We start from the raw sequence: 26,948 nt of genomic DNA, 5'->3' as shown, positions 1-26,948 counted from the left end.
TTACGCCGTGGTGTAGAGGAGGCACCTATGACAGTTATACACAGTTTGCCGTTATTGTTTGGAAAGAAGGCCACTACGCCTATAGCATTCATTCAGGCTATGGTGCTGGCGTATCAAAAATATGGCATGGATCCTGCCAGTGCCTTACGTAAAGCGCAGATTCCACCCAAGTTGTTGTTGGATGCTAAAGCGCGGGTCACCGCCACCCAAATGGAACAAATGTCGGCACTTGCCATGCAAGAACTGGACGACGAAGCCTTGGGGTGGTTTTCTAGGAAGTTGCCGTGGGGTAGCTACGGCATGCTGTGTAGAGCGTCATTGAGCTCACCCGATTTGGGCATTGCCCTGAAACGTTGGTGTAGGCATCACCGTCTACTGACTGACGATGTGATCTTAAGCCTAGATGTGTCCAGCAACGTGGCAACCATTAGCCTGCAAGAAAACCGCGACCTAGGTGAGATGCGCGAGTTCTGCCATGTCACCTTGTTCCGATACATGTTGGGCTATGCCTGTTGGCTTATTGATTCACGTATACAGCTACAAGACGTGATGTTTGCCTTTGATAAGCCCGATCACGCTGAAATCTATCCGCGGTTGTTCTCTGGTCAAACCAGTTTTAACGCTGGTCAGTCGGCTATGCATTTCGACGCTCGCTACTTACAACTGCCGTTGTTACGCGATGAAGCTATGCTGCAAAGCATGCTGCGCCAAGCCATCTTATTAACCGTGCTGCCTTACCGGCGCGACAAGTTATTGGTGCAAGGCATACGTAAACAGCTGCATAACGATTTGGGTTTAACCGCTGAAGAACTGGCCGAGAAACTGCACATGTCGGTGCGCACACTGTATCGCCATCTACAAGAAGAAGGTTTTTCCATACAGCAGTTGAAAAACGATGTGCGTCAGAAAAAGGCGATGGAGTGCTTGGCCAGAACCAGCAAGCCCATCAAGCAGATTGCGTTTGAGACCGGCTTTAAGAACGAGAAAAGCTTTTCTCGTGCATTTAAAAACTGGGTAGGGGCTACGCCGCAGAGCTATAGACTACAAGCAAGGGAAGAGGCAGGTTTGACGGGGTGAATGCCTTCCTCCAATGCTTCTAGGCACTTTTCGACCATTTTCTCTGCTTGATGGAGTTTATTGGTTACACAGTAAAGTCTCAATAAATAAACTCTGCAGGCTAGCAATGCATCCATAGGGTTTACAGCGGCTAGCTCAGGCCGCTGATCTTGGGTTTTCCGTAATGCCGTTGTTAGAGTCTCTAAGGATGTATGAGAAGGCCAGCCAGCACCAACCGGCCCCCATTCCCAACGACTCCAGTTCGCTAGCCACAACTGTGCAGTCCCTACTTTTGCCATACGCCGGTGTAGCAAACTAGGAAGTATCAGTTGTGCAGGCAGTCTAGATAAACGGGTAGAAATAGTTTCTTTATGGGTCTCTAGTATCCGTACCTGTTCTTGTGCCTTAGCACTGGTAGAAACAAGCAGAAGAGTATCCCACTTTACATCGCTAACCCAACATTCATGTAATGGAGCATGTGCCCGATAATAACGTTCCTCCACATCATGAGTGATGCAGCATGACAAGATTTGTGTACGTAAGTTGATGTTAGATTTTCTTTTCTCGGTAACCGATAACCACTGAGCTCCCACACTCCACGACCATAGCAGTGCCTGTACCTTACGGTCTTTATAGTGTGCTAAATAAGTAGAGGTAGGCCAGTGTGGGTGTACATGCTGCATTAACAAGGCTTCATGTTCAGCTAATGCAAAGCGAGCCGTATCGTATAGTTTTAACAAATAGGCAGTCTCACCTTGCCGTGTTTTTGCGATCAGTGTGACATATGCTACGTGGCCATTCTCCACCAGTGAGCAACTTATTTCTGTAATTTGTGCGTTTACCTTCATTTGATGCAATAGTTTTGTGAGCACAGGAAAAGGCGGTTGCTGCTCGTATAAATAGGTTTGCAGGGAAAAATGCGTGTGAGCTTGTACTGCTGTACCAACACGATGAGCCAAAAACAGCAAAAATACTTGTTCCTGATCTCTCCATAACACTTGTAAGCGTACAAGTGACGTGAACACCTGAATCAACATTTGCCTAGTTGCAATGACGCACACTATTATCCAAAGCACTGGGGGGGTATTCACGTAGGGATAGCTAAAAACGATCCACGTTAAAATAAAGATGAACCCAACAAGCCAACCAAACTTGACGAGATTTGTAGGCTTAATGAAAACCTGTAGACAACTGTGGCGCAGCGACAAAAGGCCAATAATCAGCCACAAACTTAGATACAGTACAACCCCGAGTGCTAAAAAGGGATACACCACACAAAGCAATAGCACTACAGCAAAAAACAAGATGCTAGATGACAGTAACTTAGCCAAGAGCGTAAAGTATTTTCGCGTTTTATGTTGGTAACCACTAGGCAACCCAACTTTTGCGTGCCGTTTTAATAGGCGCTCAGCTCCTAACTTACCCGCTACTCCAATTGCCCACTCACACAGTAGATGCGCAATAAATGCACCTAAAATCGTCATGCCTATCCACATCATTGCATGATCTGTTCCTAGCCATTGCCATCGTGTGGCTTTCCCTGCATCCATAAGCGCCAATAGCTGCCACGGTAATATCAGACTGATGAGTAGGGTTGCTAATGAGCACAGTACCAGTAAAACAATAGCAATCAGCCAACCAGCTACATGATGAAATAGGGTCTTATAAACCTCTATAAAATATTTACCAGACCGCATTACTCACCTAGCCAGGTTTTAGAATATGGTTTCTAGGGCATCACACATAGAGCTATCAAAATCATTTGCTCCTTGGACTCGTGTAGGCCAGCGATAACGAGGAAGCCCTAAGCGTTGGGAGGTTATTTCACTTAAGTGTTCTAACTCTTCTAGCGCTTTTAGTATGATCTCGCCATGCATGAATTCATGGCCTGAAAAGACTGGGACACCATTGCTATACCGTAAGCTTCTCAGGGAGGTAGGTACAACAATACGTGTCTTTTCGTGGCGATTAGCAAGTCCCCACCAATAACGCACCGCTGAATAGCTCTCTTCCATTACAGCGTCACATGGCACAGACTCATCCAGTGAATGCATATATCGCCCTAGCCGGTTAGGCCCAGCAAAGGCTGTTTCCACTAGCCGTGCCATGCCTTCCAAATACCAACTGCGTTTGAACATCACATAGCCATATTGATAAAGATGGAATAGCTCATGGGCAGGGGTGAGATTACGACTAGCATCCAATTGATTATTGATATAAATGCGTAGCCCGCAGGGTTCAGGCGCTTCCAGCCTAGACGGACGAAGTTGCACCGCCTCATGGAAGGCCAGCCCATTGCCTTTTTTCATGGAGAGAACAAAAATATGAATAGTCTCTGCAGAGTCGTAACGGGCTTGTTGTAATGGATGCACTAAGTGCAACACGTTCGAATAAAAATTCTTTGCTGCTATAAGTTGCAGTAGCAGGTCATCTATTCTATCTGGGATGCCATTGGAATTAAGATCCTCTATTTTGGTTAATGCGTGTTCCCCTTGTGTTGCATACCAGACGGTGAACCCATCCTGGACTACAGAATGAGAAAGCTGTTGCATACTTTTAAACACCTGTTGCGCACAGCTTTCGCTCTCGGCATAACTGCGGCCCATTGCTAGAAGAGCAACACACACCACCATACAAACCTTCTTGAGTAAATCGTGCATCATGCCTTCCCTACGCACGTTCTACTGTTCTGTCCTCGGTAATTTCGAAACCGGTCATCGTTAAGGGTTGTACACACTCGTCAAATACATCGACTGAGGTGACTTGCGCCTGCGTGGGGCCGACTTTGCTTTTATCTATCAGTTGCTCTATCGCACGTGGGTGGCCTTGTATTATTGCTTCAACCCTCCCATCCGAACGATTTGCTACCCATCCCCAAATACCATGCAAATGTGCGTGCCTCCAGAACCATTTCCTGAACCCTACGCCTTGTACTTTCCCTGTTATCAGCACACGTTTTACTATCGTATGGCTATTTTCTACCACCTTAAAAACTTGCTCTAAAATCGCGCCAGCGACGTCTCTGGCTTGGCTCGTTGGCCAGAAAGACTGTCCCCACTCAATACGGTTGTTTGCTCCTACTAACACCCAGTTTTGTTGCTTAGGTGACAGTGTTATATTGTCGGCGCGTAGCTGTATGCCTAGATGAATAGGGTCATATAATGCGAAACGAGCCTGAACGGCGACGTCAGCCCACTCTGGATGCGCCAATGTGGTCACATCGTACATTTTTTCAGCGTGCCCATTACTATGTGGCTGATTATCACCAGTAATGGGCAGGTCCAGCGTTTCCTCCACAGCGCACAGTCTGTTGCCGATCACAAGAAGTCTATAACTTTTGCCTTTGTGCCACTGCTCGCATAGGATGGTTTTAGTGTTTTTGACTCGAAATCTATTCCAGGCTATTTCAAACTGCGCGCGTTCATTTGAAGACACGCACACAGTTCCCTCATCACTTATAGATTTAAGTACAACAGGGGTGCTTAAGGTTGACACAAACTGCCATGCCTTCTCTACGTCTTCCACTGCAAAGCTTTGTCCAGCAGCCGTGTTTAACCCTGCTTCAGACCATAATTCTTTCATCCACTGCTTATTTTTAAGAGCCTGTGCCGTAGCAGAACGAGTAAGACCACATATCCCATTCACAAAAGTGATTTCACGTTCAGCATCACGGATTATCGTTACTGAGTTGTCCACAATACTCACATCTAAACCACGTACATACGCAGCGTGGCGTAACAGATGGGTTTGTCTTGCCGCAGGACTTAGCGCTAAGAACGTTTCTCCTTGGCAGGTAGGCATGTATGGCGCTGCTGCTTTTAGAATAGGTGTATTGAGTTTCTTTTGATGGCCTCGTGCTTTGACGGCATAGGTAATAAGCGCTTTGGGCAGATCTAAGAAATCCTCACCGTATGCAGAAAATGCCGGTGTAGCTACGGCAGGATCAGCATTGATTTCTATTACGTATGCATTGTTCTGTGCAGGTGCTTGGAAGTCCTTTGCTATGACGTCTAAACCTAGCTGCGTGGCATGTGGTATAGCCTTCCATACTTTCTCTGCCATATTGAGAATAGATGGGTGTAGGAATTTCAAGACGCTAACGCTTTCCCCACCCAATGCGACATTTGAAACCATCGCCAAACGTATGTACTCGCCTGCTTTTGGGATGAAGCGAGTATCTTTTTTTAATACATGTGTTAAATAGTCATAGTTCGCGATTGGATAGACTTTCAGCAGAGGATTACGTTTGCGTTCCTCATTTTTCTTGGCCACCAACGCTGCAATGCTGCTATGTCCATCTCCAATGACATAGGCAGGAATTCTGCATACGGCAGCAGTTACTTTGCCGCCTAGAACAAATATCCTGACCTCATCACCTACAACAAAATCTTCAACAATAATATCACCCGACGTTCTTGCTTTAGCATTGAGCCATGCTTGTTTCAATAAGGTACTGTCAGTGACATGAGCTGTAACACCTTTCCCGCCGGTGCCCGTTCTGGGTTTAACCACCTGAGGAGATGTTCTAGTTTTAAAGTACAGTTGAGCTGCCTTGAATGTTCTGAAGACGCGGCCTTCTGGAACAGCGATACCTGCACGTTGCAAGAAAAACTTGCTGAGTTCTTTATTATTGGCAATACGGCGAGTGGCCAAAGATAGATTTGGGGAGTTAGGAGAAAATATGGCAACAACAGCATGTGCTTCGTGAATTTCTAAGCAGCTATTTTTACGTAGCTTTGCTATAAGCCCTTGTTTTCTGGCCTCGTAGGAAAGCATATGATAAATCGGATTTGCAATACCTTTACGTAGGTAACGAGAGGAGGCGTAGTCATTTTCTCCAGCCAACATGATTTTTCTTAATAATGATTGGTTTTCTGTGGTCGCCGCCTCAATTTTTATTTCGATTCTTTTATTGGTGTTTTGTTGTAAAACATATTGATAGAAATCTGTCTTCAACATTACAGCACTTTCTAGACATCCCTTTAATCCGGGATAGGAATTTACTTCAAACAGGAACAGTTCACCATTTTGAATACCAAAATCGCAACCTAATGCATCAATATCAAATTGATAGTTTTGTTGAAGTACGTTAACGATATCTATAGCAGCTTGAGTCATTTTCTGATCAATGACCAAAGCCTCTTGTTCACTATAGGTTTCCTGTAGAAAGTCCAATGCCTCATGGGAAGAGCCACCTGTAGCTAGGTTTGAGGTCAGTGAACCTAGTCCCACACGAGCATACTTTCTGGCTACTACCCACTCACCTAATTTAGCTCTAAAAACAGGAACACGAATATCAAAGGGTTTGTTTTGAATAGATCTACTGGATACGTAACGCTGTATCATCCAAGAGTGACTGGGCTTTCCTTTGCAAAAATTCTCTAGTCCTTCTAAAGAGCATGATTCAATACCTGTATCACTCTCTAACGTATACTGATTAGTATTTTGCTTTGAAAACTTATAGACCTGTTTACCTCTGTTGGATCTATACGGTTTAATCACGACACTGCCATAAGTATCCAGCATATGGCTTAATGTATTAAGCGTTAGATTTTCGGACTCAATTACGAATTTTGCCGTCCGTGGATGTTTTTTTAAGATCTCTAATGTGATGGCCTTACCACCAAGACGATGACATAGTAGTCTGGCTCGGTTGCTTAAGCTTGTTGCTATGTGTTGTTGTGCACGTGTGTTGGCTGGAGCGTTGTCTATAACACGAGGTACTTTTCCATAACCCTCTTGCCAGGAATTTCCATCAAATAAGTAGCCCTTTATTAGCCCATTACGTTCATCAAAATCTTGATAGGATATATAAAAGATAGCTACACCTTTGCTCCATGCTTGAGAAGCTAATGCCTTTACTTCCATGAAGCGTCTTGGGCTTTTGGGATAGCTTAATAAGCCTATAATTGATACACGTGTTGCTGCATTAATAGAGGGTGGTTCAACTAGTGATTGGTTTTTGAGTTTTTTTTTGACTGTATCAGTAGCTATTTGCAAATACTTTTTGTACGCTACATACCCAGATAAGTAATGTTCTACGTCATCAATACGGACTCTAAAGCTATGATGCCTGATGAAGAAACTATCAAGAATTCGAGCTGGATTTTTAAAATACATCGCCAACTCTGGCCAAAAGAAACCATCAAGCAAACTACGCGCTCTTGATTCTAACGCCAGATAAAATTTTTCTAATGGGAACCCATTTAGCAATGCTCTGACTTCTGGGTTTTTGTCTGTTTGCATACGCACGATCATGCGTTGCGCCACCATCATGAGTTCCAACAAGGTAGGAAAGGTTGTGATGCGATTTTGTACAAAGTCTAGATAGTTACGTACATTGTCTAGACCAAATTGGTAGTAGCGTAGCTCTGGCTTGTATAGCGTCAGTTCATTCACGCAATAACTTAACCAGTGATCATGCGCGTTACAGTGCTTGGCCTCAATAAAATAGCCAAATGCTTTTTCTACCGTTGAAAGCCAGCGTGCGTCTTGGGTCAAGCCGTACAAGCGCATAAGCCCGAACGCCGCTTCTCCATCGTAATAAATAATCCTATGCTTAGCTTTGATAGAAAGATCGGGATAATTCAACACATGAACAAAAGAACCTGTTTCAGCATCCTGCATAAATAACATGCCTACAGCCAATTGTTCTAATAATGATAAATACTGTTGATCGCCAGTTAGCTCTGTATATTTCACCAAAGCCAGCAAACACACAGCATTGCCACCTAACTTAATTTCATTTCCTACATCAACAAGAAAAGCAGCTTTTTCCCCTGTTGGCAGCTTTACTGGATGAATCAAGGTAGTTGTTAAGTAATGCAGGGCACGCTCTATTGCCTGACGTTGTTCAGGCTGTCTTGCGACCTCCCACCCCTCTAGTAACGCGTAGGTTGAGCTGGCGTGACGCAGTGCATTATAAGTAGGGATCGCCCTATCAAAACAAGGGAACCACCCATAATGATACTGACCGGTACCCCTAACCTGTGTTGCCAGATACTGTGTACTGGCCCTAATTGTGCTATTTACACGGGCAGGTCCCCAATCCTCGACTTTACGGTAACCGCTGTGACGCCCTAGGTGCTCTATTTGGTACGCTGTATCGCCATCCACAAAAACGGCTCTCGTTTTGAATCGCCATAGTGTTGTATCGTTTTCGGTTGGCCATTCTAAAGATTGTGAAAACCTTTGACGGCTGTAATGTGCAAGGTTGGTGGCATTGGGTGTTGCTACACCTATCTGACCATCATACAAAATGGCATTGGCAGCCAACTCTTGTTCTAAAAATGCTATTGAGAAGTTTTTATCAAATGCCAAACCAAAACGAAAATAATTACGTTTGGTTAAACTCATACGGCGCTTTTGTTCTGCCCAACTATAGGCTTCAACAGATGCGACGGCATCTATTCGTAGCCATACAGGGGGAGTTTCTTGGTCTGACGCCCATGCATAGCACCACTCTTCACCTGTTTTCCAGGCATCATCAAAGCTATTACCACGGGCAATATGCACGCTTGCTTTGTTTTGACCGTTACTGATGCTAAAGAACAAAACGCATGCTGGTAATCCCTCAGATAGTTCTGTCAGTGGTTCTATTTTTTGCCACCGCTGAAATAACGACTTACCCTGATCTAACAAAACAGTAATACCCATCTTAACGCTCCCGCATTGCTTCTTGTGCACGATTAATAGGTTTCATCAAATATTCAAAAACCGTTTTCTCACCTGTTTTTATATCTACGGTTGCAATCATTCCCGGTACGATCGGGTATCGCTCTCCACTTTCTTCATTAACTAACGCATCATCACTAGTGCGAACAAAAGCACGGTAATAAAAAACTTCCGGTTTAATTTCGTCTTGGATAGTGTCAGGCGAAACAGTCTCTACTTTGCCCTCTAAGGCGCCATAAATAGAGTAGTCATAGGCAGTAACTTTGACTTTGGCCTCCAGCCCTGGGCGGATAAACGCAATATCTCGGGGGGAAATCCTAGCCTCCACGAGTAATTGGTCTTCTATAGGAACAATGATCATCAGGCGGCCATTGGGAGGAAGTACCCCCCCTTGCGTTGTGATTTCTATGTCTTTCACCACACCACGTACGGGTGAACGCAATGTTAATCTGGTCAGTGTGTCAGCTCTGCCACGTATCACTTCTTCTAACGAATCAGCCTCTGCTTTAGCCCGTGCCAGTTCCTCCCTAGCTTTCACCATGTATTCCGCTTGGCGTTCTGTGAGCTTTAAACGGATTTCTGCTACTTGTCTTTGCAGCTTTAAGACATCTACATGACTCGCTGCTCCTGCCTTCGCCAAGGATTCTGTTAAGCGTAATTCTTCACTCACAATATTGAGTGACTGCCGTAACCCAGAGAGTGATTCGCCCAAACCGGCTTGGCGTGTATTGTATAAACGTGTTTCCGCCTCAATGAGTTCTGGGTATGTATTTAAAATTTCAGGAAAGGCGAGGGAGTGGCCATTTACCTCTGCCTCTAAACGCGCGATGCTGGCTAGTGCAGCTCTATGCTTGGCAGCACTTTCACCTACCGTTGCTTCTGTTTTAGTCAAATCCAGTTGGGCTAATATTTGTTGTGGTTCAACGATATCCCCTTCTCTTACATATAAATGTGAAAGGATGCCACCTTCTAGAGATTGGATGACTTGTTCTCTGGAGTTAGGAATTATTTTCCCGGTACCAGAAGAAACTTCTGTTAGTTTGGCAAAATAGGCCCATGCTATTAATACCACTAGCAATAACCCACATACCCAAATAATGCGATTAGATCTAACGATTTCAGCTTCATTAACGTCATCACGATATTGTTGTTGGTCAAGATCTGGATCGAACAACAAGATTGTTTCTAATTTTTGCCCTGTTTCTTCATCGTGCTTAGTTTTCATTTTCAGGCCCCTTTCTATTTCTAGAGCCTTGCGCCAATTTTTCTAGCACTATTTGTTTTTTATCGTCCATTACAATTTTGCCGTTGCTGATCACGAGGATACGATCTACTAACTCCAACATACGCAATTTGTGGGTTGCCATGACTAGTGTTCTGTCTGCTACCCAATCATGCAGGTGCTTGATGAAATGGCGCTCGCTGGTATCATCCATCGCAGATGTTGGCTCATCCAATAACACTACCTCTGGATTGCCTAAGATAAATCTACACAGTAGTAATGCCTGACGTTGTCCGCCTGATAATCCTTTTCCTCCTTCAGTCAGCACATGATCCAGACCAGTTGGCAAACGTTGGATAAACTCCATGGCGCCCGTCATTTGTAAAGCTTTCAGAATCTCCGGATCGCTAGCTAATGGTGCTGCTAACGTAATGTTTTCTCGAATAGTTCCATAAAACAAGGAGGCATTTTGGCTTAAGAGCCCGGCATCTCGTCGTAAGTCTGCGCTATCTATATGAGCTAAACTCACTCCTTCTACTGTGGCAATACCCTCCGTAGGAATTAATAAGCCAGATAATGTTTGCAATAAGGTAGATTTTCCGGCTCCATTACGTCCTAAAATGCCTATTTTTTCTCCTGCGCGAATCTGCAAATGCTTAATGTTCAATGCCGGTATGGGGTTTTCTGAACGGTATGAAATTTGGCAGTCTTTAAAGATGTAATTGCCACGCACAGATGCGACATGAATACGTCCTTCTTCGGCGGTATCATCATCGGTCGGTAAACTCATTAAGTTATCAATTGCAGAGATTGCAACCTTGGTTTGTTGCCAGCGAGATAGGACGCCAGTCAGTTTTGCCATTGGTGCCAGCATGCGTGTACCTAAGATGGAGGCGGCAATTACTGAGCCTGTACTCAGTTCACCATCAATCACTTTAAATGCACCAAACATGACGATGACTGCAAACACTGACCCCTGCACTACGCTAGTCCAACTGCTTAACCAACTATTTAAAGAACGTAATTTGAGGGAAACATCAGCCGTTGCTGCATTAAAGTTATTCCATTGGTTCTGAAATCGCAGTTCTGATTGTGTCGTTTTAATATCTTCGTAGCCCTGTACGGCTTCAACTAAAATTGCGTTACGTAAGCTTGCTTCGCGTGCAGATTGGCTAGCATATTGACGTAAGCGTGGTTGCATGATCAGGCTGGGGGAAACCATTAAGATAACTGCGATCATAGGAACCCAAACCAAATTGCCAGCCAAATACCAGAACACTAGGCAAAACAATACAAAAAAAGGGATATCTACTAATGCTGTAATCGTTGCCGAAGTCAGCATCTCACGAATGTTATCTATCTCTCGTACCTGTGCGATTAAACTACCCGTAGACTGAGGGCGACTGCTATTACGTATGCGTAAAACTCGTCCATACACCCTGTCAGATATGCGTAAATCGGCACGCTTCCCCAACATATTAATGACATGGCTTCGGGATATTCTGAACACAAACACAAAAGCCAATGCGACTAATACACCACTAAACAATACAAATAATGTGGGATAGGATTCGGCTGGAATGACACGGTCGTAGACTTGTCTAGTAAATAGAATTCCTGACAAACCCAAAACATTGATCAGAAAAGAGGCTACAAAAAGATGAGAATATGGTCGCCAATCACTGAAAACAATTTGTTTTAGCCAGTTTTTTTGAAAAGGTTTTACGTAATCGTCTACCCGTGCATCAGCCACAGCATGTATGGGTCGTAAAACAAAGGCAGCCTGTACGTGTTTTAACAGTTCAGAAACTGAAATTTCGCTAAGTAGCCCTTTATCACCGCTATACCGAATACCAAGCAGTCCCCCTTCATTGATTTGTTCTATTACAGCGACCTGCCCATTCCTAAGCTGTACAAGCAGAGGCAATCGCCAAATGTTGAGATCACTTTCTTGTAAGGTAACGGTTTTTACATACAGGCCAGCCTCTTTGGCTAATCGGCGTAGAACATAGCCTATGTCTTTTACTTTCAGCCAATTAGCTGTTAGCTCCAAATTTTGAGGCGAAACATCTAATCTATAGTGCTTTGCTATGGATAGAACAGCCTCAATCCATGGCTTATAGCGCTCTTGGTTTTGAAACTCTGAATCCGCTGAGAATGGTATGGCTTCATGCAATGACATGCACTAATCCTTCTTAAATACAACGATCAAACGTCTTATCAATAACCTGCATGGGCAGGGCAGTGAAAAATCGTTTGTAAGGTACAGAAGACAAAAGAAAAGCACTGGGCTAAGAAAGCCCAGTGCTTCAGTTGGTGGATTAACCTAACAAGTTATGTTCATCCAGTTCATCAAAAGAAGAATCCACATCGATTTCAGGTACTACAGGTTCAATAGCACTGTCTTCCGATGTTGGTATACCAGAGGTATTACCAAACATGTCAGCTTCCTCTTCCGCAACAGCATCTAAATCAACATTCGTAGGTTCGTCTCCTTGAAGCTCAATGTCTTCTAGAGATTGTGTCTCTTCTGTTGTTTCAGTGATGCGGTCTTCCAAACTTTCGAGTGAAGCAAAGCCTTCAGTAATATCTACCTCTGTGTCACTCTCAAGCATGAAACTAGAAGTTTCAGGTTCGAAAGGACCAGCACCATGCTCTACTTCTATTGTTAAGGTGGCATCCTTTGTTGTGCCATTAGGATGCTCTAAACGATAAGTAAAGACATCTTCCTTGCCAATATCCTCAAGAGTGGAGTTAGGCTGATAGGAATAACTACCGTTGGTGTTGATCGTCAAGGTGCCATGCAACCCTTCCACCGTTGTTCCATTAACAACTTCCTCAAAGTCGCCGTTGGCGTTTAGGATTAGGAACTTGGTATAAGTCGATGCCAGTTGATCATCGGCCAGAACGTTACCGCTTGCGTTGTGGATGGTCTCGACAACATATTCATCCAGATGCGTGACCGACTGAGTCTGGTACGATAATTCCAGCTTGCCACCTGAGGCTAAACCTCTATTACGGCTGTACGTTGCTGTAACGGTGTAGTTCCCAGTGTCAAGCCCTTGCAGCATTTCTTGAACACTCAGTTTGCTAAACAGCCCGCCCGTACCGGTATAAGTCTTGGAATAGCCATTAGGCCCGGTCACCGTCACCACCAAGCTATCACTCGTTAGCAGCTCGTCCGGTGCAGAGGCCGTGATCTTGATGTCAGCCTTACTGTTTGCATCGACCGTGAAATTGACGGAAGTGTTTACCGTCACCTTCCCGCTAGCTTTAATATCTCGGGTAGGTGCTTGTTCGCTAGGCCCACCTTGGCTAACAAGGTAGTTACTGTCGATAGCAGCCTCGCCTGTGCTGCTATTGGCAACTAGGTCAATTTCAGCTGGCTGTGTCGGATCCTCTGGCCAGATCAGGCCTTGGCCGTCACTGTCGATGCGTATGTAAATTGTGGCGCTGCTGGAGGAGTTGTCTGCTGCTTTGATCGTGTACTCGAAAGTCTCTACCTTGCCGATACCCAAGCCACTGGTGCTGTTAGGCATATAGGTAAACTCACCAGTTGCACTGATAGTCAACTTGCCATATTCACCCTCAAACGTCGTTGTGCCGTTTGCACCAACTTGCTCCCCATTAATATGGGTCACTTTGGCACCTTCGCTTGCCGCGTCGTTATCAAGCACATTGCCGCTTACTGGTGTAGCTGTGTAAGAGCCTACCTTGGTGTGGTCGTAGAATGTGGTCGAGCCTTCAACTGTGGTTGTACTCAGAAAGCTCAGGCCTCGCACGGCCGCGATCACCTCGTACTCGCCTGGAGGCAAGTCAGCAATGGTGAATTTGGCCTTGCCACCAAAGATACCAATGATATCGATCAAGCCACCGGAACCAGACTCTTCCAGCACTTTCCATTTGCCGTTTTCATCCTTAACGCGCAACTGAACCTTGACGTTGTCGAGCAAGCTGATTGCAGAGCCCGAAGACACGCTGATCTCGCTGGTCGCTGTCTCACCCTCGCCTACCTTGAAGTTGAAGCGTGGGGCACCGTCAAAGAAGGCATCCCATAAGCCGCCGATGTCGATGATAGACAAGCGACTGTCGGACTGAACTTCAGTACCCATATCGGTAGGCTCGATATTCAGCTGAGCCGTGAAGTAATCGTCGGAAACGTCAGCATCAGCATCAGCATCAGCGTCTGCATCCGCGTCGGCATCAGCATCAGCGTCTGCATCAGCATCGGCGTCTGCATCAGCATCGGCGTCAGCATCAGCATCAGCGTCGGCATCCGCATCCGCATCCGCATCTGCATCAGCGTCTGCATCAGCATCGGCGTCTGCATCAGCATCGGCGTCAGCATCCGCATCCGCATCGGCGTCTGCATCAGCATCCGCGTCTGCATCAGCATCCGCGTCTGCATCCGCATCCGCATCAGCATCAGCATCGGCATCAGCGTCCGCATCAGCATCAGCATCAGCATCCGCGTCTGCATCGGCATCTGCATCAGCATCCGCGTCGGCATCCGCATCAGCATCGGCGTCAGCATCCGCATCGGCATCTGCATCTGCATCAGCATCCGCGTCGGCATCCGCATCAGCATCGGCGTCAGCATCCGCATCAGCATCGGCATCAGCGTCCGCATCGGCATCAGCGTCTGCATCGGCGTCAGCATCCGCATCGGCATCAGCGTCCGCATCTGCGTCGGCGTCCGCATCAGCATCCGCGTCGGCGTCCGCATCAGCATCCGCGTCTGCATCGGCATCAGCATCCGCGTCTGCATCGGCGTCCGCATCTGCATCAGCGTCTGCATCGGCGTCAGCATCCGCATCCGCATCGGCATCAGCGTCCGCATCCGCATCAGCATCAGCGTCCGCATCCGCATCAGCGTCCGCGTCCGCATCGGCGTCAGCATCCGCATCGGCATCAGCGTCTGCATCGGCGTCAGCATCCGCATCCGCATCCGCATCGGCATCAGCGTCCGCATCCGCATCAGCATCAGCATCAGCATCAGCATCAGCATCAGCGTCGGCATCCGCGTCGGCGTCCGCATCCGCGTCTGCATCAGCATCAGCATCGGCGTCTGCATCGGCGTCCGCATCAGCATCCGCGTCAGCATCCGCATCGGCATCAGCGTCTGCATCGGCGTCAGCATCCGCGTCTGCATCTGCATCAGCGTCAGCATCAGCATCACCGTCATCAGGAACTAAATCCAGCTCACCTTCAACTGGCTCAGAGGAGATTTCTTTACCATTTTTATCGGTAGTTTTTGCTACAACGGTAATGGCACCATCTGCAAGTTCCCCTTCAGGAACTTGCACAACGAATTTACCATTTGCATCTACCTGTCCTTCTAACTCTATTGTTTTGCCGTTAGAGTCAGTAACTAGTACGGTGACCGTTGAGTTTGGTGCTACTCCTGTTGTCGTGCCACCAATGGAGCCGTCTGTTCCTACTGCTTCAACGGTAATGGTTCCGTCAGCTAGTGAGGGAGAGCTTCCGCCGCCGGAGGAGCCACCGCTAGAAGCGAAAGCCAAACCGGTAACACCTGCAAGTAATAATCCAAGTACCCACGCTGGGGGAGTTTCAGAGAATGGAGTAGCAGCACATACTGTTTCTGATGCGGCAGCGCCTGTGTTTTCAAAAACTGCATCTTGAGCTGAGATTTCTATAAATGAGCTATTCTCACTTAGCCACCATAGTTGACAATCAGCATCTTCTAGTACTAGTTCACTCTGTTCGCCATCTGCATTCTTATTAAAGAAACCTTGTAGAGTTACTTTTTTGCCGTTAACGAACACCAAAACGAGATTGTTCCCTTCGCGTGACAATCCCACTATGTCACTAGGGCTCGCGTTAATTTTAATAAGGTGGGGAGACATCAATACTTGATCCGCTAATTGCGTCTCAAGTACCTTTGCCTCCTTCCCTGTCTTTTCTGCTAGGATCATGTTCATGGATACCCCAACTTTTTAATAATAAAAAATGGCCAGAAGGCCCCCTCTTCATACAGGCCTACTTCAGGGCAATCACATCAAACCCACTTCCTAACAAGCCCTGAAAGTAAGCACACTCAATTTGTGATGCTTTCAAATCCAACTCACTGTTCAGTACATCTACGCGAGCTTGGTGGTACTCCTGTTCAGCATTCAGCAAATCAACTAATGAGCGGGTCCCCAGATCCACATATTGTTTTTTGTATAAATCTTTAGTTCCGGTAATGTTTCTGACTCGATTTGCCAGTAAACCTTTACGTCTTTGTAAACCTTGGTATCTATTTACTTGATCAGCGATACGTTGCTGAATTTGCAGTCTGATCTGCGCTTTTTCGGCAGTTGCTGCCTGTAAAGCTCCTGAGGCAGCACGCTTATTCGCCGATAAACCTCCACCCTGATAAAACGGCATAGAGAGATTGAGCTGAACCGAGGTTTCAACTCTTCCACCGTAGTTGGGAGTAGCATTCATTGCACGAGAGATTCCACCTTGCAAAGAGATGGTCGGCCACTCTTCAGAACTGGCTAGTGCCATATCTGCAGATGCCTCTTCTGCAGCCATATCTGTCATGACGACTTCAGGAATTCGATGCCATTCAATATTTTGAATCACGCAACTTTGGTCAAGAACATCAGGAAACCCTGTTAAAGACACTTCAGTTACATTTGGCAGTTGAACAAGCAATGCCAACTCTTGTAACCATTTCTGATACTGCGTTTCCACATCAAAGACTAAAGCTTCAACGGAATCCAAACGGGAGCGAGCCTGCAGTACATCAGATAAGTTACTTGCTCCCTCTTCATAACGTTGTTCAACCAGACTCGTTATTTGGGATACTTGTTGCACCTGCTCTTCAGCTAAGCCAATCAACCCCTTGAAACGGACAGCTTCCAGTACAGCAGTAGAAACCTCTCTTATTAATTGTTCTAGAACCAGATTGGTTCTAGCTTCTGCTTTCAGGTCGCCAAATTCTGCTTTTTTGACGGTGTTGGATGTTTTGCCGAAGTCGTAAATAAGCTGCTGAACATTCACGTCCATGCTCTGTAAGTGCTTTTCTTCATAGCGTCCAGAGCGGTATTTATCGTAGCTGTTTGAAACGCCGCCACTGACTTGGGGGTAGTATCTAGACTGAGCAACATTGATCATTTCTTGTGCGCTAGCTTGATACCCTAAAGCACTAATAAGCCCTGGGTGATAAGCCACTACACGTTCTACAGCTTCTTGAATGGTTAACGTTGTGTCTGTTCCAAGCATGCTGAAGTAATCACTGGCCCCTTGATCTTGGCGTTGTGCTTGCGATGTGTTTGCTGCTGAAAAAGCCATCATTGCAACCATGCACGCCACTCTTTTTAGCTTCCCCATAGAGCACCCCAAACAAATGAACTTTACGTTTCTATAGCCATGGACAAAATGTTTGCATCCAACACAAAAGCCCGCTCAAGAGGTAAAATCACGAAATTCGGGACGCAAAAAAGCTACCCGCTTATATAGATAAGCAAGCCCTGCCAGCCCTGATATTTACCTAGGTTGCGCACATTTCCCAGTACGCATAGCATCAAGAAGTAGACGTTAAGCGCCATATTCTTGTCTGATTGACTCTGTTTTTTGTATCGGGTGCCAAAAACGTCATTGAAAAACAGCTTTTTTGTAAGAAAAGAGTGTTTTTTGGTGAGTTTTTGTTATTCAACCTGAATATTACGACAAGAACTTATCTCTGTCGAGCAACAATCTGCTGAAAATGAAAATAAATGACAAGATCTTGTCGTTTTTATGGTCTGGTTTGAATTTCAACAGTTAGGAGAACCCGTGTCACAAAACCCGTTGGGCACATCAATTAACACTGATATGGAAAGTGAGTTCACCGAGTTTCCTGATCGCATCAATTTGGCAATTGATCGCGCAGGCGGCGCTAAGAAATTAGCTGAAAAAATGGGAATGTCCACATCTGTGCTAAGAAGTTGGCGGTCAGGAAATTCTGATCCTTCCCGTTCTAGTTTGCTTAAGATGGCAAAAGCTTCAGATTTGTCGATTAGCTGGCTAGCATCTGGCGAAGGAAGTCCCTACCACGACACACCACCACCACAGCAAGTTTCTGCGTGTATAGATCTGGACTCGCTTGAAGACGTAATAACCAAAACTCGACAGTTATTTTTAAAGCAAAAAATAAACTTGCGGCCAGAGGCAGAAGCCAGAATTATCCGTTTGGTTTATGAGTTCTACCTTCGTCAAGGGCATCAACTGGATGAAGCAAGTCTAAACAACATAATTGAGCTAGCCTCGTTTAGGTAGATTGAACTGGCCAGGAGTTGAAATTGGAAGAGCTGTTTGAGCGAACACAGGATGTACTACTTGTAGCTAACGTGGCAGACCAAAGCACCAACGCTACTGCTAATAGCTTTCTTACTAGTAAAACCATAATCATGAGAACAGAAGGCAATGCCCTTTAATAGGTGCATTGCATTTCTTTTCAGATGGGGTGTATAGACAGGTACAGAGACAGTGTTCGTGCTCGTCTAAAGAGCGCTATGTAGTTAGTCTGCCGAGAAAGCATAACCAACCCCCCAGATAGAGTGTATTGGTAGATGTTCTCCGTGTTGAGAGACTTTACGTTTTAAACGACTTATTACTACATCAATATGGCGCTTTGGTGGTGTCTTATTGCCTTGATCATCAAATAGCTTGTCACGTGATACAGGATTTGGCCTATGTTCAAACAATGTGCGTAATACATGCCTTTCTGTACCAGTTAACATAATGGATTGGCATTGAGGAGTGATGAGCCGCCAACCCCCTTCTTTTAATTCCCATGATTGCTCAGAGTCATGGCTACGAAACGGACTAGCAGGTGTACCGCTGTCTATCTCGTCATCAGAAATAAATGTAGCAAACTTGGATCGCAAAGCTAACTCTCGCCGCCGTAGTGCTTGAATACTTGCTAAGACCTCCAAACTATGTGCTCTGTTATCAAAACAAACATCAGCACCAGCTAACAGCAATAAGCTACTTTGCTCGGTGGTAATAATACGTTCAAGCTGCTGAATTATGATGCCAGCCGTTGGGAAATCCATTCTGAGACGTCCTATATCTGTCAGCAATGTCTCATTATGCAGGTGGATCATCACTATTTCATCACCACCATTCTGACCAAGAGCTTTCAATGAGGGTATAGCCTGCATTTGTATTACGCGGACTGGTATTCCCCAAAGGGCTAGATCGTTGATGAGCTTTTCCATAACTATCTCATCATCGAACAATAAAAAAATTTTTTCTGTAGTCAACGACCCCAAGCCTTATTCTCCTAGGTTTATGGCAATGTCTATCTACCAAAGCGTAGACATTAAATATCAAAAGCTTTTTCGTCGAGCTAGCCAAATTCAAAGTCAGCGTTCTGTACTCAATAAAGTTACATGAGCTCTAGTGTTTCTATAGCCTTACTTTACTTATGAGTAACAGTAAGTGTTGTCAACCTCTTGCTTTATATGGTCTGAAAATAATATTTTAGATATAGAACTATGCATTAAGTAATCAACATAGAATGCAACCAAGGGGTAGACAATATGACACATAGGCAAACAGTAACTTTCTGCTAAAAATCCAAAAACACATGAAAATCTGGCATATCTGATAAAAAAGTTTGTAAACAAATATGTCTTTCGGTTGGTTTTTCTGTTTAAATCGAATCTTACGACAAGAACTTGCTGCTTTCAAGCATTAACTTGTCATTAGTTATCAATAATGACAAGATCATGAATTTTTGAGCAGTGTTGTGTTTACAGATAGTCAGCGGTACTCGCATGACATGCCGCTGAGCATACTAATAAATAGCAATATGGAAAATAATTTTAAGGAATTTTCAGATCGAATAAACCTTGCAATTGATCAAGTAGGAGGCGCCAAGAACTTATCGGAAAAAATGGGAGTATCTCTATCAGTGCTGACCGGTTGGTGCTTAGGGAGTTCTGAGCCATCGCGCTCGCATTTATTAAAAATGTCAGAAATCGCGAAACTATCTGTGGGATGGTTGGCTTCGGGCGAAGGGAGCCCTTATATACGTCCTCCGACATACCCCCCTCCTACTTATATAGATTTAGACTCGCTTGAAAAGATAATAGCGATATCTAGAAGGTTGTCTACGAAACAGGAGTTAACGCTTAGGCCGGAGGCGGAGGCCCATGTCATCAGGTTAGTCTACGAGTTTTACTTACGCCAAGGTGGTCATATAGATGAGACATGTCTTAATAACCTAGTTGAGCTAGCCTCTTTTAGATAGAAGTACTTCTAAGCGTCCTCCATCTTGCACAAAGCACCTATTACTACCAATTTATAATAGGGGCAGAGGAAGCTAGAGATAGACTCCTTTTTATTACTTATCCAGTAACAAGATAGGGGTCAGGAAACTCGCGCCTTGAGTAATGACTCTGCTGTGCGCATCAAATTTGTCTAGGCAAACTGCTATTGGCGGCGCGTGAAGTGAAAATTTAGGCAGACACAGAAATCAAACGTAGTCTGACGAGTGTGTTAGGACTGGGTGTGAGAGTCTACATGCGGTCACAGCTATTCAGAAAAGCAAAACGCCACCCGGTTAGGGGTGGCGTTTTGCTTGATATCTTTGGTGCCGGCTAAAGGAGTTGAACCCTCGACCTTCGCATTACAAGTGCGCTGCTCTACCAACTGAGCTAAGCCGGCGAAATAAGAATTATATGGGGGGTGTTCTTAAAACGCAAGCGTTTTTTCTAAACTTTCTTAAGATTCCCCATTTTGAGTGTTTTCAGCCAGGATGGTTGGGTCGTTATCGTGCACCAAATGCAGGAAGTGACGGTGGCGTTCGTACTGATCCAGTATGTCGCCGATCACTTCGTCTTGGCTCCAACCCATAACGTCGTAGTCCTGACCGCCTTCGCTTAGAAACACTTCAGCACGGTAATACACCTCGTCGTCACGTTTCACATCGGCCGTACGCAAGGTAGGACGAATGACGCACATGGGGCGCACTTTGTAGCGGAAGTCTTGGTAAGCGCCGTGGTGCTCTACATCTAAGGCCAAAGCACGTTCTGGTTGATCTTCAGATCGCTCTAAAATAGTCATCTTGGCATCAAAGCCGGCTTTACGCAGTTCGGCAGCTACCGCTTGCATCGCAGGCTCTACCGTGTTGTCTAAGAAGCGGCATACTTGTTCGCGCTTAGGCATCACAATCAGGTTACGCAAGCGTTTTTGCCATGGCTGCCCTGGTGCTACTGGCTGGCTACGTGCCACCGTTTGATAACGGATGTGGCGTTTCGTGGCATCCAGTTGCAGCGCTTTGAACAGCCCCCAGATGGCAATCAGCAAGATAATAGAGAACGGCAACGCACTAGCAATAGTCGCGGTTTGCAGGGCTTGTAGGCCGTCAGCCAACAGCAAGGCAATCGCTACTACACCAGCCAAGGCAGACCAGAATATACGTTGCCATACGGGTGATGGCTCACCGTCTTTAGAGGCTAGCAAGTCTACTACCAATGCGCCGGAGTCAGCGGAGGTCACAAAGAACACCACCACCATACAAATGGCTAGGCCGGAAGTAATGGACGCAAAGGGCAATTGCTCTAAGAACACAAACAAGGCTTGCGAGGTATTGTTTTGTACAAAGACGCCAAATTCCTGCATACCGTCGTACAAGATGGCATGAATAGCGGTATCACCAAACACAGTCATCCATAGCAGTGTGAAACCGGCAGGTACTAGCAGTACACCGCGTACAAATTCACGAATGGTACGGCCACGGGAAATGCGGGCAATAAACAGGCCTACAAATGGAGACCATGCCAACCACCAGCCCCAGTAGAACAGTGTCCAACCACCAATCCAGTCGTTGGGTTCGTAGGCGTAGAGGTTAAAGGTTTTGCTGACGATGTCAGAAAGATAAGCCCCCGTATTCTGCATAAAGGTTTGCATGATGAATACGGTAGGGCCAAGAATCAGCACGAACAACAGCAGCAATACGGCAAAAGCTAAGTTCAGCTCAGACAAAATCTTAATGCCGCGATCCAAACCACTGGCTACTGACAACGTAGCCAAGCCGCAGGCAATGACGATCAGAATGATTTGATTCAGCGTGGTCACTTCCATGCCGAACAGGTATTCCAAACCACTATTAATCTGTGCCACCCCAAAACCTAAGGATGTGGCCACACCAAATACCGTACCGATAATGGCAAAGATATCCACAGCATGGCCGATAGGGCCATAGATCTTGTCACCGATCAGCGGGTACAAGGCCGAGCGCAGTTTCAGTGGTAAGCCATGGCGGTAGCTGAAGAAAGCCAGCACCAAGGCCACGATGGCGTAAATAGCCCAAGCGTGTAAGCCCCAGTGGAAAAAGGTGATGCTCATGGACTCACGCGCGGCTTCAATTGTGCCGCCCTCACCCGTAGGTGGGCTCATGAAGTGCATGACCGGTTCGGCCACACCAAAGAACATCAAACCAATACCCATACCGGTAGAAAACAGCATGGCAAACCAGGTGATGTTTTTGTAATCGGGTTGGGAGTGATCGGGGCCTAGCTTGATATCACCATAACGACTCACTGCCAAGAAAATGACAGCAAGCAAAATGATGGCAACGGTGAGAATGTAGAACCAGCTAACGTGGGTGATGATCCAGTTTTGCGTGGCGCTGAAGAGGTTTTGGGCAGTTTCTGGCGCAAGAATTGCGAACGCCACGAGAGCCAAAATTAGAAAAGCAGCAGGATAAAAGACGGGAGGATGTAGGCTTGTAGGGGTTTTATTGGACCTCATAGACCTTTGGTACTAGTGTTTTAAAGGCTATTAGTTTATCAGAAATCATTCTGGTACGAATGATTAGCATATGCAATCATTGTCAGGAATTTTTAATTAAGTCCGCTGTGCGAGGTAGGTTTCAAGTGATTCATTATTCCTTAAAGTAATAAGTGAATGAGTACATTATCGTTCGTATTTATATGGTGACTCTGCATAATGCACTTCATGGATAAACGGTTTTGCCGTTGCAGTCACTCAAATATATTGCGGGGTTAATGATGAATCTGAAGAAAATTGTTGGAGCACTTGCCTTAGTTGCTACTGCTGCCAGCACAGCTGCTGTGGCACAAACCAGCATATTGAATGCATCGTTTGATGTGGCACGCGAAACCTTTGCTGCGGTGAATCCGAAATTTGTTGAGCATTGGAAGCAGAAGACCGGCGAAGACCTCAAAATCGACCAATCTTTCGCAGGTACGTCCAGACAAGCTCAAGACATCATCCAAGGTAAAAAAGTGGATGTGGTGACGTTTAACCAAGTGACCGACATCGACATTTTGGCAGACCGCGATATCGTGGCAGCCGATTGGGCCGAGCGTTTGCCTAACAACAGCTCGCCTTACTACAGCACCATCGCTTTCTTGGTGCGTAAAGGCAACCCTAAAAACATCAAGGATTGGGATGATCTGGCCCGTGAAGACGTAGGCTTGGTGTTTCCTAACCCTAAAACCTCCGGTAACGCACGTTACACCTACTTAGGTGCCTGGTTGTACGCACACGAGAAATTCGGCGGTGACGAAGCCAAAATCCGTGAGTTCGTAGGCCAAGTGCTAGGTAACGTAGAAAACTTCCCCACAGGCGGTCGTGGTGCAACGGTAGCGTTTGCTCAGAACAACCAAGGCGACGTACTGCTGACATTTGAGTCTGAAGAACTGAATATCGTGAATGGCGAAGAGTTCAAAGACCAAGAGTTCGAGATCGTAGTGCCTCCAACCAGCGTGTTGGCTGAGTTCCCCGTAGCGGTTGTGGATAAAGTGGTAGACGAGCGCGGTACACGTAATGTGGCGACAGAGTACTTGGAGTTCCAGTACACACCTGAGATCCAACGTTTGCTGGCTGGCTTTAACTACCGTGTGACCAACGACGAAGTTGCCAAAGAAAATGCAGGCAAGTTTGCAGACGTCAAATTGGTGAACCCAACCGACGTATTGGGCTCTTGGAAAGACATCCAAACCAAGCACTTTGCTACAGACGGCGTGTTGGATCAGATTCAGGCACAGTAAGTAGTTTGTTATGACAACATTGTCTAAGGCTGTATCCGGGGAGCAGGTCGCAACGGCCTCCCCCGTTCGCCAATGGTTTTTCTTACGTAAACCCATTTTGCCGGGTTTTGGGCTGAGCTTTGGTCTCAGCCTCTTCTATTTGTCCATCGTGGTTTTGCTACCGTTGTCGGCATTACTGATTTACGTCAGCGACATGACTTGGACACAGTACTGGCGCGCTATTTCGCATCCTAGGGTGGTGCAGAGTTATAAGGTCACTGCAAGTGCAGCCTTTTATTCCACCATTGCGGCAACCTTTATTGGTTTCTTGATTGCATGGGTGACGACTCGATATAACTTCTGGGGCCGCCGTATGATGGATGCCCTGGTAGATATTCCCTTTGCGTTGCCTACGTCAGTTGCGGGCTTAACCTTGGCTGCGCTGTTTGTACCCGGTGGTTGGTTGGGGCAATACTTTGCTGCCATGGGCATCAAGATTTCCTACGCGTACCCCGGTATTTTGGTGGCGATGACCTTCACCAGCCTGCCCTTTGTAGTGCGTATTGTGCAGCCTGTGATTGAAGAGCTGGGTACGGAATACGAAGAAGTCGCGCAAACGCTGGGTGCACGTCGCTGGCAGATCTTCCTCAAAGTCATTCTGCCGCCGCTGATTCCAGCCATTGTGACAGGCGCTTCCCAGGCTTTTATTCGTAGCTTGGGTGAGTTTGGTGCGGTGATCATGATTGCCGGTAATGCGCCTTTCAAAACAGAAGTCACATCATTGATGATTTTTGTGCGCTTGCAAGAATTCAACTACCCTGCCGCCGCAGCGATTGCATCGGTAGTGTTGATGGCTTCCTTATTGTTATTGTTTGTCCTGCAAGTGCTGCAAGGACGTTTATTGGGCTGGCAACGGCAACGATCATGAGAAAGAAACCCCAGAGTTTTGGACAGTGGCTGCAAGTAGGTGCAGGCTTGGCTGTGGTGGTGGTGATGCTCATCATCCCGCTGGCGTTGATTTTTAGTCAGGTGATTGCGGGCGGTTGGACACTGCTGACGGAAAACCTGAGCGAAGATTTCATGCAGCATGCCATTGGGCTGACGATCTTTGTGGCGCTACTAAGCGTGCCATTGAACATGGTGTTCGGTATCTTGCTGGCATGGTGTATGACGCACTACCAGTTCAGAGGTAAACGCTTGTTGAGCCTGTTTGTGGACATCCCTTACGCTGTATCGCCTGTGGTGGCTGGTCTGTGTTATTTGGTGGTGTACGGTGCTGAAACTGTGATGGGCCGCTGGTTAGGGGCTCATAATGTGCAACTGATGTTTGCATGGCCGGGTATCGTGATGGTCACTATCTTCGTGACCGTACCGTATGTGGCACGTATCTTGATCCCTGTGATGCAAACACTGGGCAGTGAGCAAGAAGAAGCTGCTCTGAGCTTGGGTGCGTCAGGCTGGCAGATTTTCTGGCAAGTGACCATGCCTAATATCCGTTGGGGCTTGGTGTATGGCGTTGTACTGACTAACGCACGGGCGATTGGTGAGTTTGGTGCGGTATCGGTGGTGTCTGGTACGGTGATGAACCAAACGCTTACCCTGTCGTTGTTGGTAGAGCAATTGAATAACGACTACAAAACGGCTGCTGCCTTTACCGCCGCGGCTTTGTTGGCGGGCATGGCGATCCTGACCGTGGGCCTTAAAAGTCTGTTGGAATGGCGTTTGCAGCAAAACAAAGCGGCACCGCAAAACTAAGGTTATACATAGTAGGGTTTGGCCAGCGAGTGATCTTGTTGCTCAAACCTTATCCACAGGCGTAAAAAAGCCTACCTGTTTGCAGGTAGGCTTTTTTGTAGCCCTAAGGCGCTAGACAGTTCAGCCGTCTGTTATTTAACGATTTTCAGGTGCGGCGCTTTATCCGCTGCTGCACGTGATTCGCTACTTTCAGCTGCAGGCGCTGGTGTGGCGGCTGGAGCTGAGTCAGCAGTGCTGCTTGTCCCCGGATAAACGGGGGACTCAGAGACCTCAAACCCCATACCGGCACCTGTCTCACGCGCATAAATAGCGCTGACGGCAGCAACGGGCACGAATAGGTCTTCAGCAACACCGCCAAATCGTGCCTGAAACTCAATGTAGTCGTTACCAATAATGAGTTGATTGGTAGCGAGTAAGTCTAGATTCAGTGTGATTTGGCCATCTTGTACGTAACCGGGGGGAACAACAGTGTTGTCGTCCACAGTCACCACAATATACGGTGTGTAGCCATTATCTGTGCACCACTCGTGCAGAGCACGAATCAGATAGGGTTTAGTAGAAGTCTCTTGCATAGTGTTTAGCGACGCATGACTTTTTCGGATGGTGTCAGTGCCTCAATGAAGGCCGGACGGGAGAACACGCGCTCGGCGTACTTTTGTACAGGAGCAGCGCTCTTGGGCAGTTCTATACCGTAGTGGTCCAAGCGCCATAGCAATGGAGCAATCGCCACATCTAACATGGAGAACTCTTCGCCCAACATGTATTTGTTTTTGGTCAGAATAGGAGCTAGTTGAGCCAAATGATCGCGAATCTGCGCACGAGCTTTTTCCTGAGCTTTGGGGTCAGCTGCTTGTCTACGGTCTTCCAAAATGGAAACGTAGGTAAACAGTTCACGCTCAAAGTTGTACAGGAACAGGCGTGTACGGGCGCGCATGGTGGGGTCTGCAGGCATCAACTGAGGATGCGGGAAACGCTCATCAATGTATTCGTTGATGATGTTGGACTCGTACAGAACCAGTTCGCGCTCAACCAGAATAGGTACCTGGCCATATGGATTCATGACGGCGATGTCTTCGGGCTTGTTGTACAAGTCAATATCGCGAATCTCGAAATCCATGCCTTTTTCAAACAACACGAAACGGCAGCGTTGTGAAAAGGGGCATGTAGTTCCAGAGTAGAGTACCATCATAGTGAGGATTTCCAGTCGTAGAAATAAAAACAAGAGCCAGCGTAGGCTCTGATAA

16 protein-coding genes and 1 tRNA gene are annotated in these 26,948 nt (G+C 46.4%); 5 read left to right on the top strand and 12 right to left on the bottom strand.

Features of this window, described 5'->3' with window-relative positions; genetic code table 11:
- The first annotated feature begins 27 nt into the window (after nt 1-27).
- Nucleotides 28-1,077: an AraC family transcriptional regulator gene (locus ACLPHM_RS14110; RefSeq protein ID WP_430221855.1), complete on the top strand. Its 1,050-nt coding sequence runs from the start codon at nt 28-30 to the stop codon at nt 1,075-1,077.
- Here ACLPHM_RS14110 and ACLPHM_RS14105 read toward each other — a convergent pair.
- The 7 genes from ACLPHM_RS14105 to ACLPHM_RS14075 all read right to left on the bottom strand — a co-directional run bounded on the left by ACLPHM_RS14105 (nt 1,035) and on the right by ACLPHM_RS14075 (nt 17,266).
- Entirely contained in the window at nt 1,035-2,753 is a 1,719-nt protein-coding gene (locus ACLPHM_RS14105; RefSeq protein ID WP_430221854.1) for a hypothetical protein, read from the bottom strand. The two genes, ACLPHM_RS14110 and ACLPHM_RS14105, sit on opposite strands and share 43 nt — an antisense overlap.
- 18 nt (nt 2,754-2,771) lie before the next feature.
- A complete protein-coding gene (locus ACLPHM_RS14100; RefSeq protein ID WP_430221853.1) occupies nt 2,772-3,719 on the bottom strand; it encodes a hypothetical protein in 948 nt (315 codons plus the stop codon).
- A 7-nt stretch (nt 3,720-3,726) separates the two neighbouring features.
- Entirely contained in the window at nt 3,727-8,712 is a 4,986-nt protein-coding gene (locus ACLPHM_RS14095) for a YheC/YheD family protein (RefSeq protein WP_430221852.1), read from the bottom strand.
- 1 nt (nt 8,713) lies between these two features.
- Complete coding sequence (locus tag ACLPHM_RS14090) at nt 8,714-9,955, bottom strand: HlyD family efflux transporter periplasmic adaptor subunit (protein ID WP_430221851.1); 1,242 nt, start codon at nt 9,953-9,955, stop codon at nt 8,714-8,716.
- Nucleotides 9,945-12,134 carry a type I secretion system permease/ATPase gene (locus tag ACLPHM_RS14085; RefSeq protein ID WP_430221850.1) on the bottom strand — a complete coding sequence of 730 codons (2,190 nt, stop codon included), beginning with the start codon at nt 12,132-12,134 and terminating at the stop codon, nt 9,945-9,947. Before ACLPHM_RS14085 ends, ACLPHM_RS14090 begins: the two co-directional genes overlap by 11 nt.
- 139 nt (nt 12,135-12,273) lie before the next feature.
- Nucleotides 12,274-15,894 (bottom strand): BapA/Bap/LapF family large adhesin, encoded by a 3,621-nt coding sequence (locus tag ACLPHM_RS14080; RefSeq protein ID WP_430221849.1) that lies wholly within the window; start codon nt 15,892-15,894, stop codon nt 12,274-12,276.
- 58 nt (nt 15,895-15,952) lie between these two features.
- Nucleotides 15,953-17,266, bottom strand: coding sequence for a TolC family protein (locus tag ACLPHM_RS14075; RefSeq protein ID WP_430221848.1), 1,314 nt, complete (start codon nt 17,264-17,266; stop codon nt 15,953-15,955).
- Nucleotides 17,267-17,737: 471 nt separating this feature from the next.
- Here ACLPHM_RS14075 and ACLPHM_RS14070 point away from each other — a divergent pair, with 471 nt between their 5' ends.
- Nucleotides 17,738-18,220, top strand: a complete 483-nt coding sequence (locus ACLPHM_RS14070; RefSeq protein WP_430221847.1) for a helix-turn-helix domain-containing protein — start codon at nt 17,738-17,740, stop codon at nt 18,218-18,220.
- 242 nt (nt 18,221-18,462) lie between these two features.
- Here the strand turns inward: ACLPHM_RS14070 and ACLPHM_RS14065 are convergent, their stop codons facing one another.
- From ACLPHM_RS14065 to ACLPHM_RS14055, 3 genes are all read right to left on the bottom strand, one after another.
- Nucleotides 18,463-19,209: a winged helix-turn-helix domain-containing protein gene (locus tag ACLPHM_RS14065; RefSeq protein ID WP_430221846.1), complete on the bottom strand. Its 747-nt coding sequence runs from the start codon at nt 19,207-19,209 to the stop codon at nt 18,463-18,465.
- A gap of 1,332 nt (nt 19,210-20,541) precedes the next feature.
- Nucleotides 20,542-20,617: transfer RNA gene (locus ACLPHM_RS14060), tRNA-Thr, on the bottom strand.
- 57 nt (nt 20,618-20,674) lie between these two features.
- Nucleotides 20,675-22,705: a BCCT family transporter gene (locus tag ACLPHM_RS14055; RefSeq protein WP_430221845.1), complete on the bottom strand. Its 2,031-nt coding sequence runs from the start codon at nt 22,703-22,705 to the stop codon at nt 20,675-20,677.
- A gap of 260 nt (nt 22,706-22,965) precedes the next feature.
- Here ACLPHM_RS14055 and cysP point away from each other — a divergent pair, with 260 nt between their 5' ends.
- From cysP to cysW, 3 genes are read left to right on the top strand one after another with little or no spacing between them, the layout of a single operon-like run.
- Nucleotides 22,966-23,970, top strand: a complete 1,005-nt coding sequence (cysP, locus tag ACLPHM_RS14050) for a thiosulfate ABC transporter substrate-binding protein CysP (protein WP_430222025.1) — start codon at nt 22,966-22,968, stop codon at nt 23,968-23,970.
- 10 nt (nt 23,971-23,980) lie between these two features.
- Nucleotides 23,981-24,877 carry a sulfate ABC transporter permease subunit CysT gene (cysT, locus tag ACLPHM_RS14045; RefSeq protein WP_430221844.1) on the top strand — a complete coding sequence of 299 codons (897 nt, stop codon included), beginning with the start codon at nt 23,981-23,983 and terminating at the stop codon, nt 24,875-24,877.
- Entirely contained in the window at nt 24,874-25,704 is an 831-nt protein-coding gene (cysW, locus tag ACLPHM_RS14040; protein WP_430221843.1) for a sulfate ABC transporter permease subunit CysW, read from the top strand. Before cysT ends, cysW begins: the two co-directional genes overlap by 4 nt.
- Before the next feature lie 131 nt (nt 25,705-25,835).
- Here the strand turns inward: cysW and ACLPHM_RS14035 are convergent, their stop codons facing one another.
- Both ACLPHM_RS14035 and ACLPHM_RS14030 read right to left on the bottom strand, forming a co-directional pair.
- On the bottom strand, nt 25,836-26,276 hold the full coding sequence (locus ACLPHM_RS14035; RefSeq protein ID WP_430221842.1) for a ClpXP protease specificity-enhancing factor: 441 nt from the start codon (nt 26,274-26,276) through the stop codon (nt 25,836-25,838).
- A gap of 5 nt (nt 26,277-26,281) precedes the next feature.
- On the bottom strand, nt 26,282-26,893 hold the full coding sequence (locus ACLPHM_RS14030; protein WP_135861430.1) for a glutathione S-transferase N-terminal domain-containing protein: 612 nt from the start codon (nt 26,891-26,893) through the stop codon (nt 26,282-26,284).
- Nucleotides 26,894-26,948 lie beyond the last annotated feature (55 nt).

This window comes from Paenalcaligenes sp. Me131 (assembly GCF_050487225.1).
Taxonomy (GTDB): Bacteria; Pseudomonadota; Gammaproteobacteria; order Burkholderiales; family Burkholderiaceae_B; genus Paenalcaligenes.
This window is presented reverse-complemented; position numbering and strand designations above follow the sequence as displayed.

Bases quoted from the DNA above. Each gene is read 5' to 3' on its own strand.
- ACLPHM_RS14110 (WP_430221855.1), top strand. From the start codon at position 28: ATGACAGTTATACACAGTTTGCCGTTATTGTTTGGAAAGAAGGCCACT.
- ACLPHM_RS14105 (WP_430221854.1), bottom strand. From the start codon at position 2,753: ATGCGGTCTGGTAAATATTTTATAGAGGTTTATAAGACCCTATTTCAT.
- ACLPHM_RS14100 (WP_430221853.1), bottom strand. From the start codon at position 3,719: ATGATGCACGATTTACTCAAGAAGGTTTGTATGGTGGTGTGTGTTGCT.
- ACLPHM_RS14095 (WP_430221852.1), bottom strand. From the start codon at position 8,712: ATGGGTATTACTGTTTTGTTAGATCAGGGTAAGTCGTTATTTCAGCGG.
- ACLPHM_RS14090 (WP_430221851.1), bottom strand. From the start codon at position 9,955: ATGAAAACTAAGCACGATGAAGAAACAGGGCAAAAATTAGAAACAATC.
- ACLPHM_RS14085 (WP_430221850.1), bottom strand. From the start codon at position 12,134: ATGTCATTGCATGAAGCCATACCATTCTCAGCGGATTCAGAGTTTCAA.
- ACLPHM_RS14080 (WP_430221849.1), bottom strand. From the start codon at position 15,894: ATGAACATGATCCTAGCAGAAAAGACAGGGAAGGAGGCAAAGGTACTT.
- ACLPHM_RS14075 (WP_430221848.1), bottom strand. From the start codon at position 17,266: ATGGTTGCAATGATGGCTTTTTCAGCAGCAAACACATCGCAAGCACAA.
- ACLPHM_RS14055 (WP_430221845.1), bottom strand. From the start codon at position 22,705: ATGAGGTCCAATAAAACCCCTACAAGCCTACATCCTCCCGTCTTTTAT.
- cysP (WP_430222025.1), top strand. From the start codon at position 22,966: ATGAATCTGAAGAAAATTGTTGGAGCACTTGCCTTAGTTGCTACTGCT.
- cysT (WP_430221844.1), top strand. From the start codon at position 23,981: ATGACAACATTGTCTAAGGCTGTATCCGGGGAGCAGGTCGCAACGGCC.
- cysW (WP_430221843.1), top strand. From the start codon at position 24,874: ATGAGAAAGAAACCCCAGAGTTTTGGACAGTGGCTGCAAGTAGGTGCA.
- ACLPHM_RS14035 (WP_430221842.1), bottom strand. From the start codon at position 26,276: ATGCAAGAGACTTCTACTAAACCCTATCTGATTCGTGCTCTGCACGAG.
- ACLPHM_RS14030 (WP_135861430.1), bottom strand. From the start codon at position 26,893: ATGATGGTACTCTACTCTGGAACTACATGCCCCTTTTCACAACGCTGC.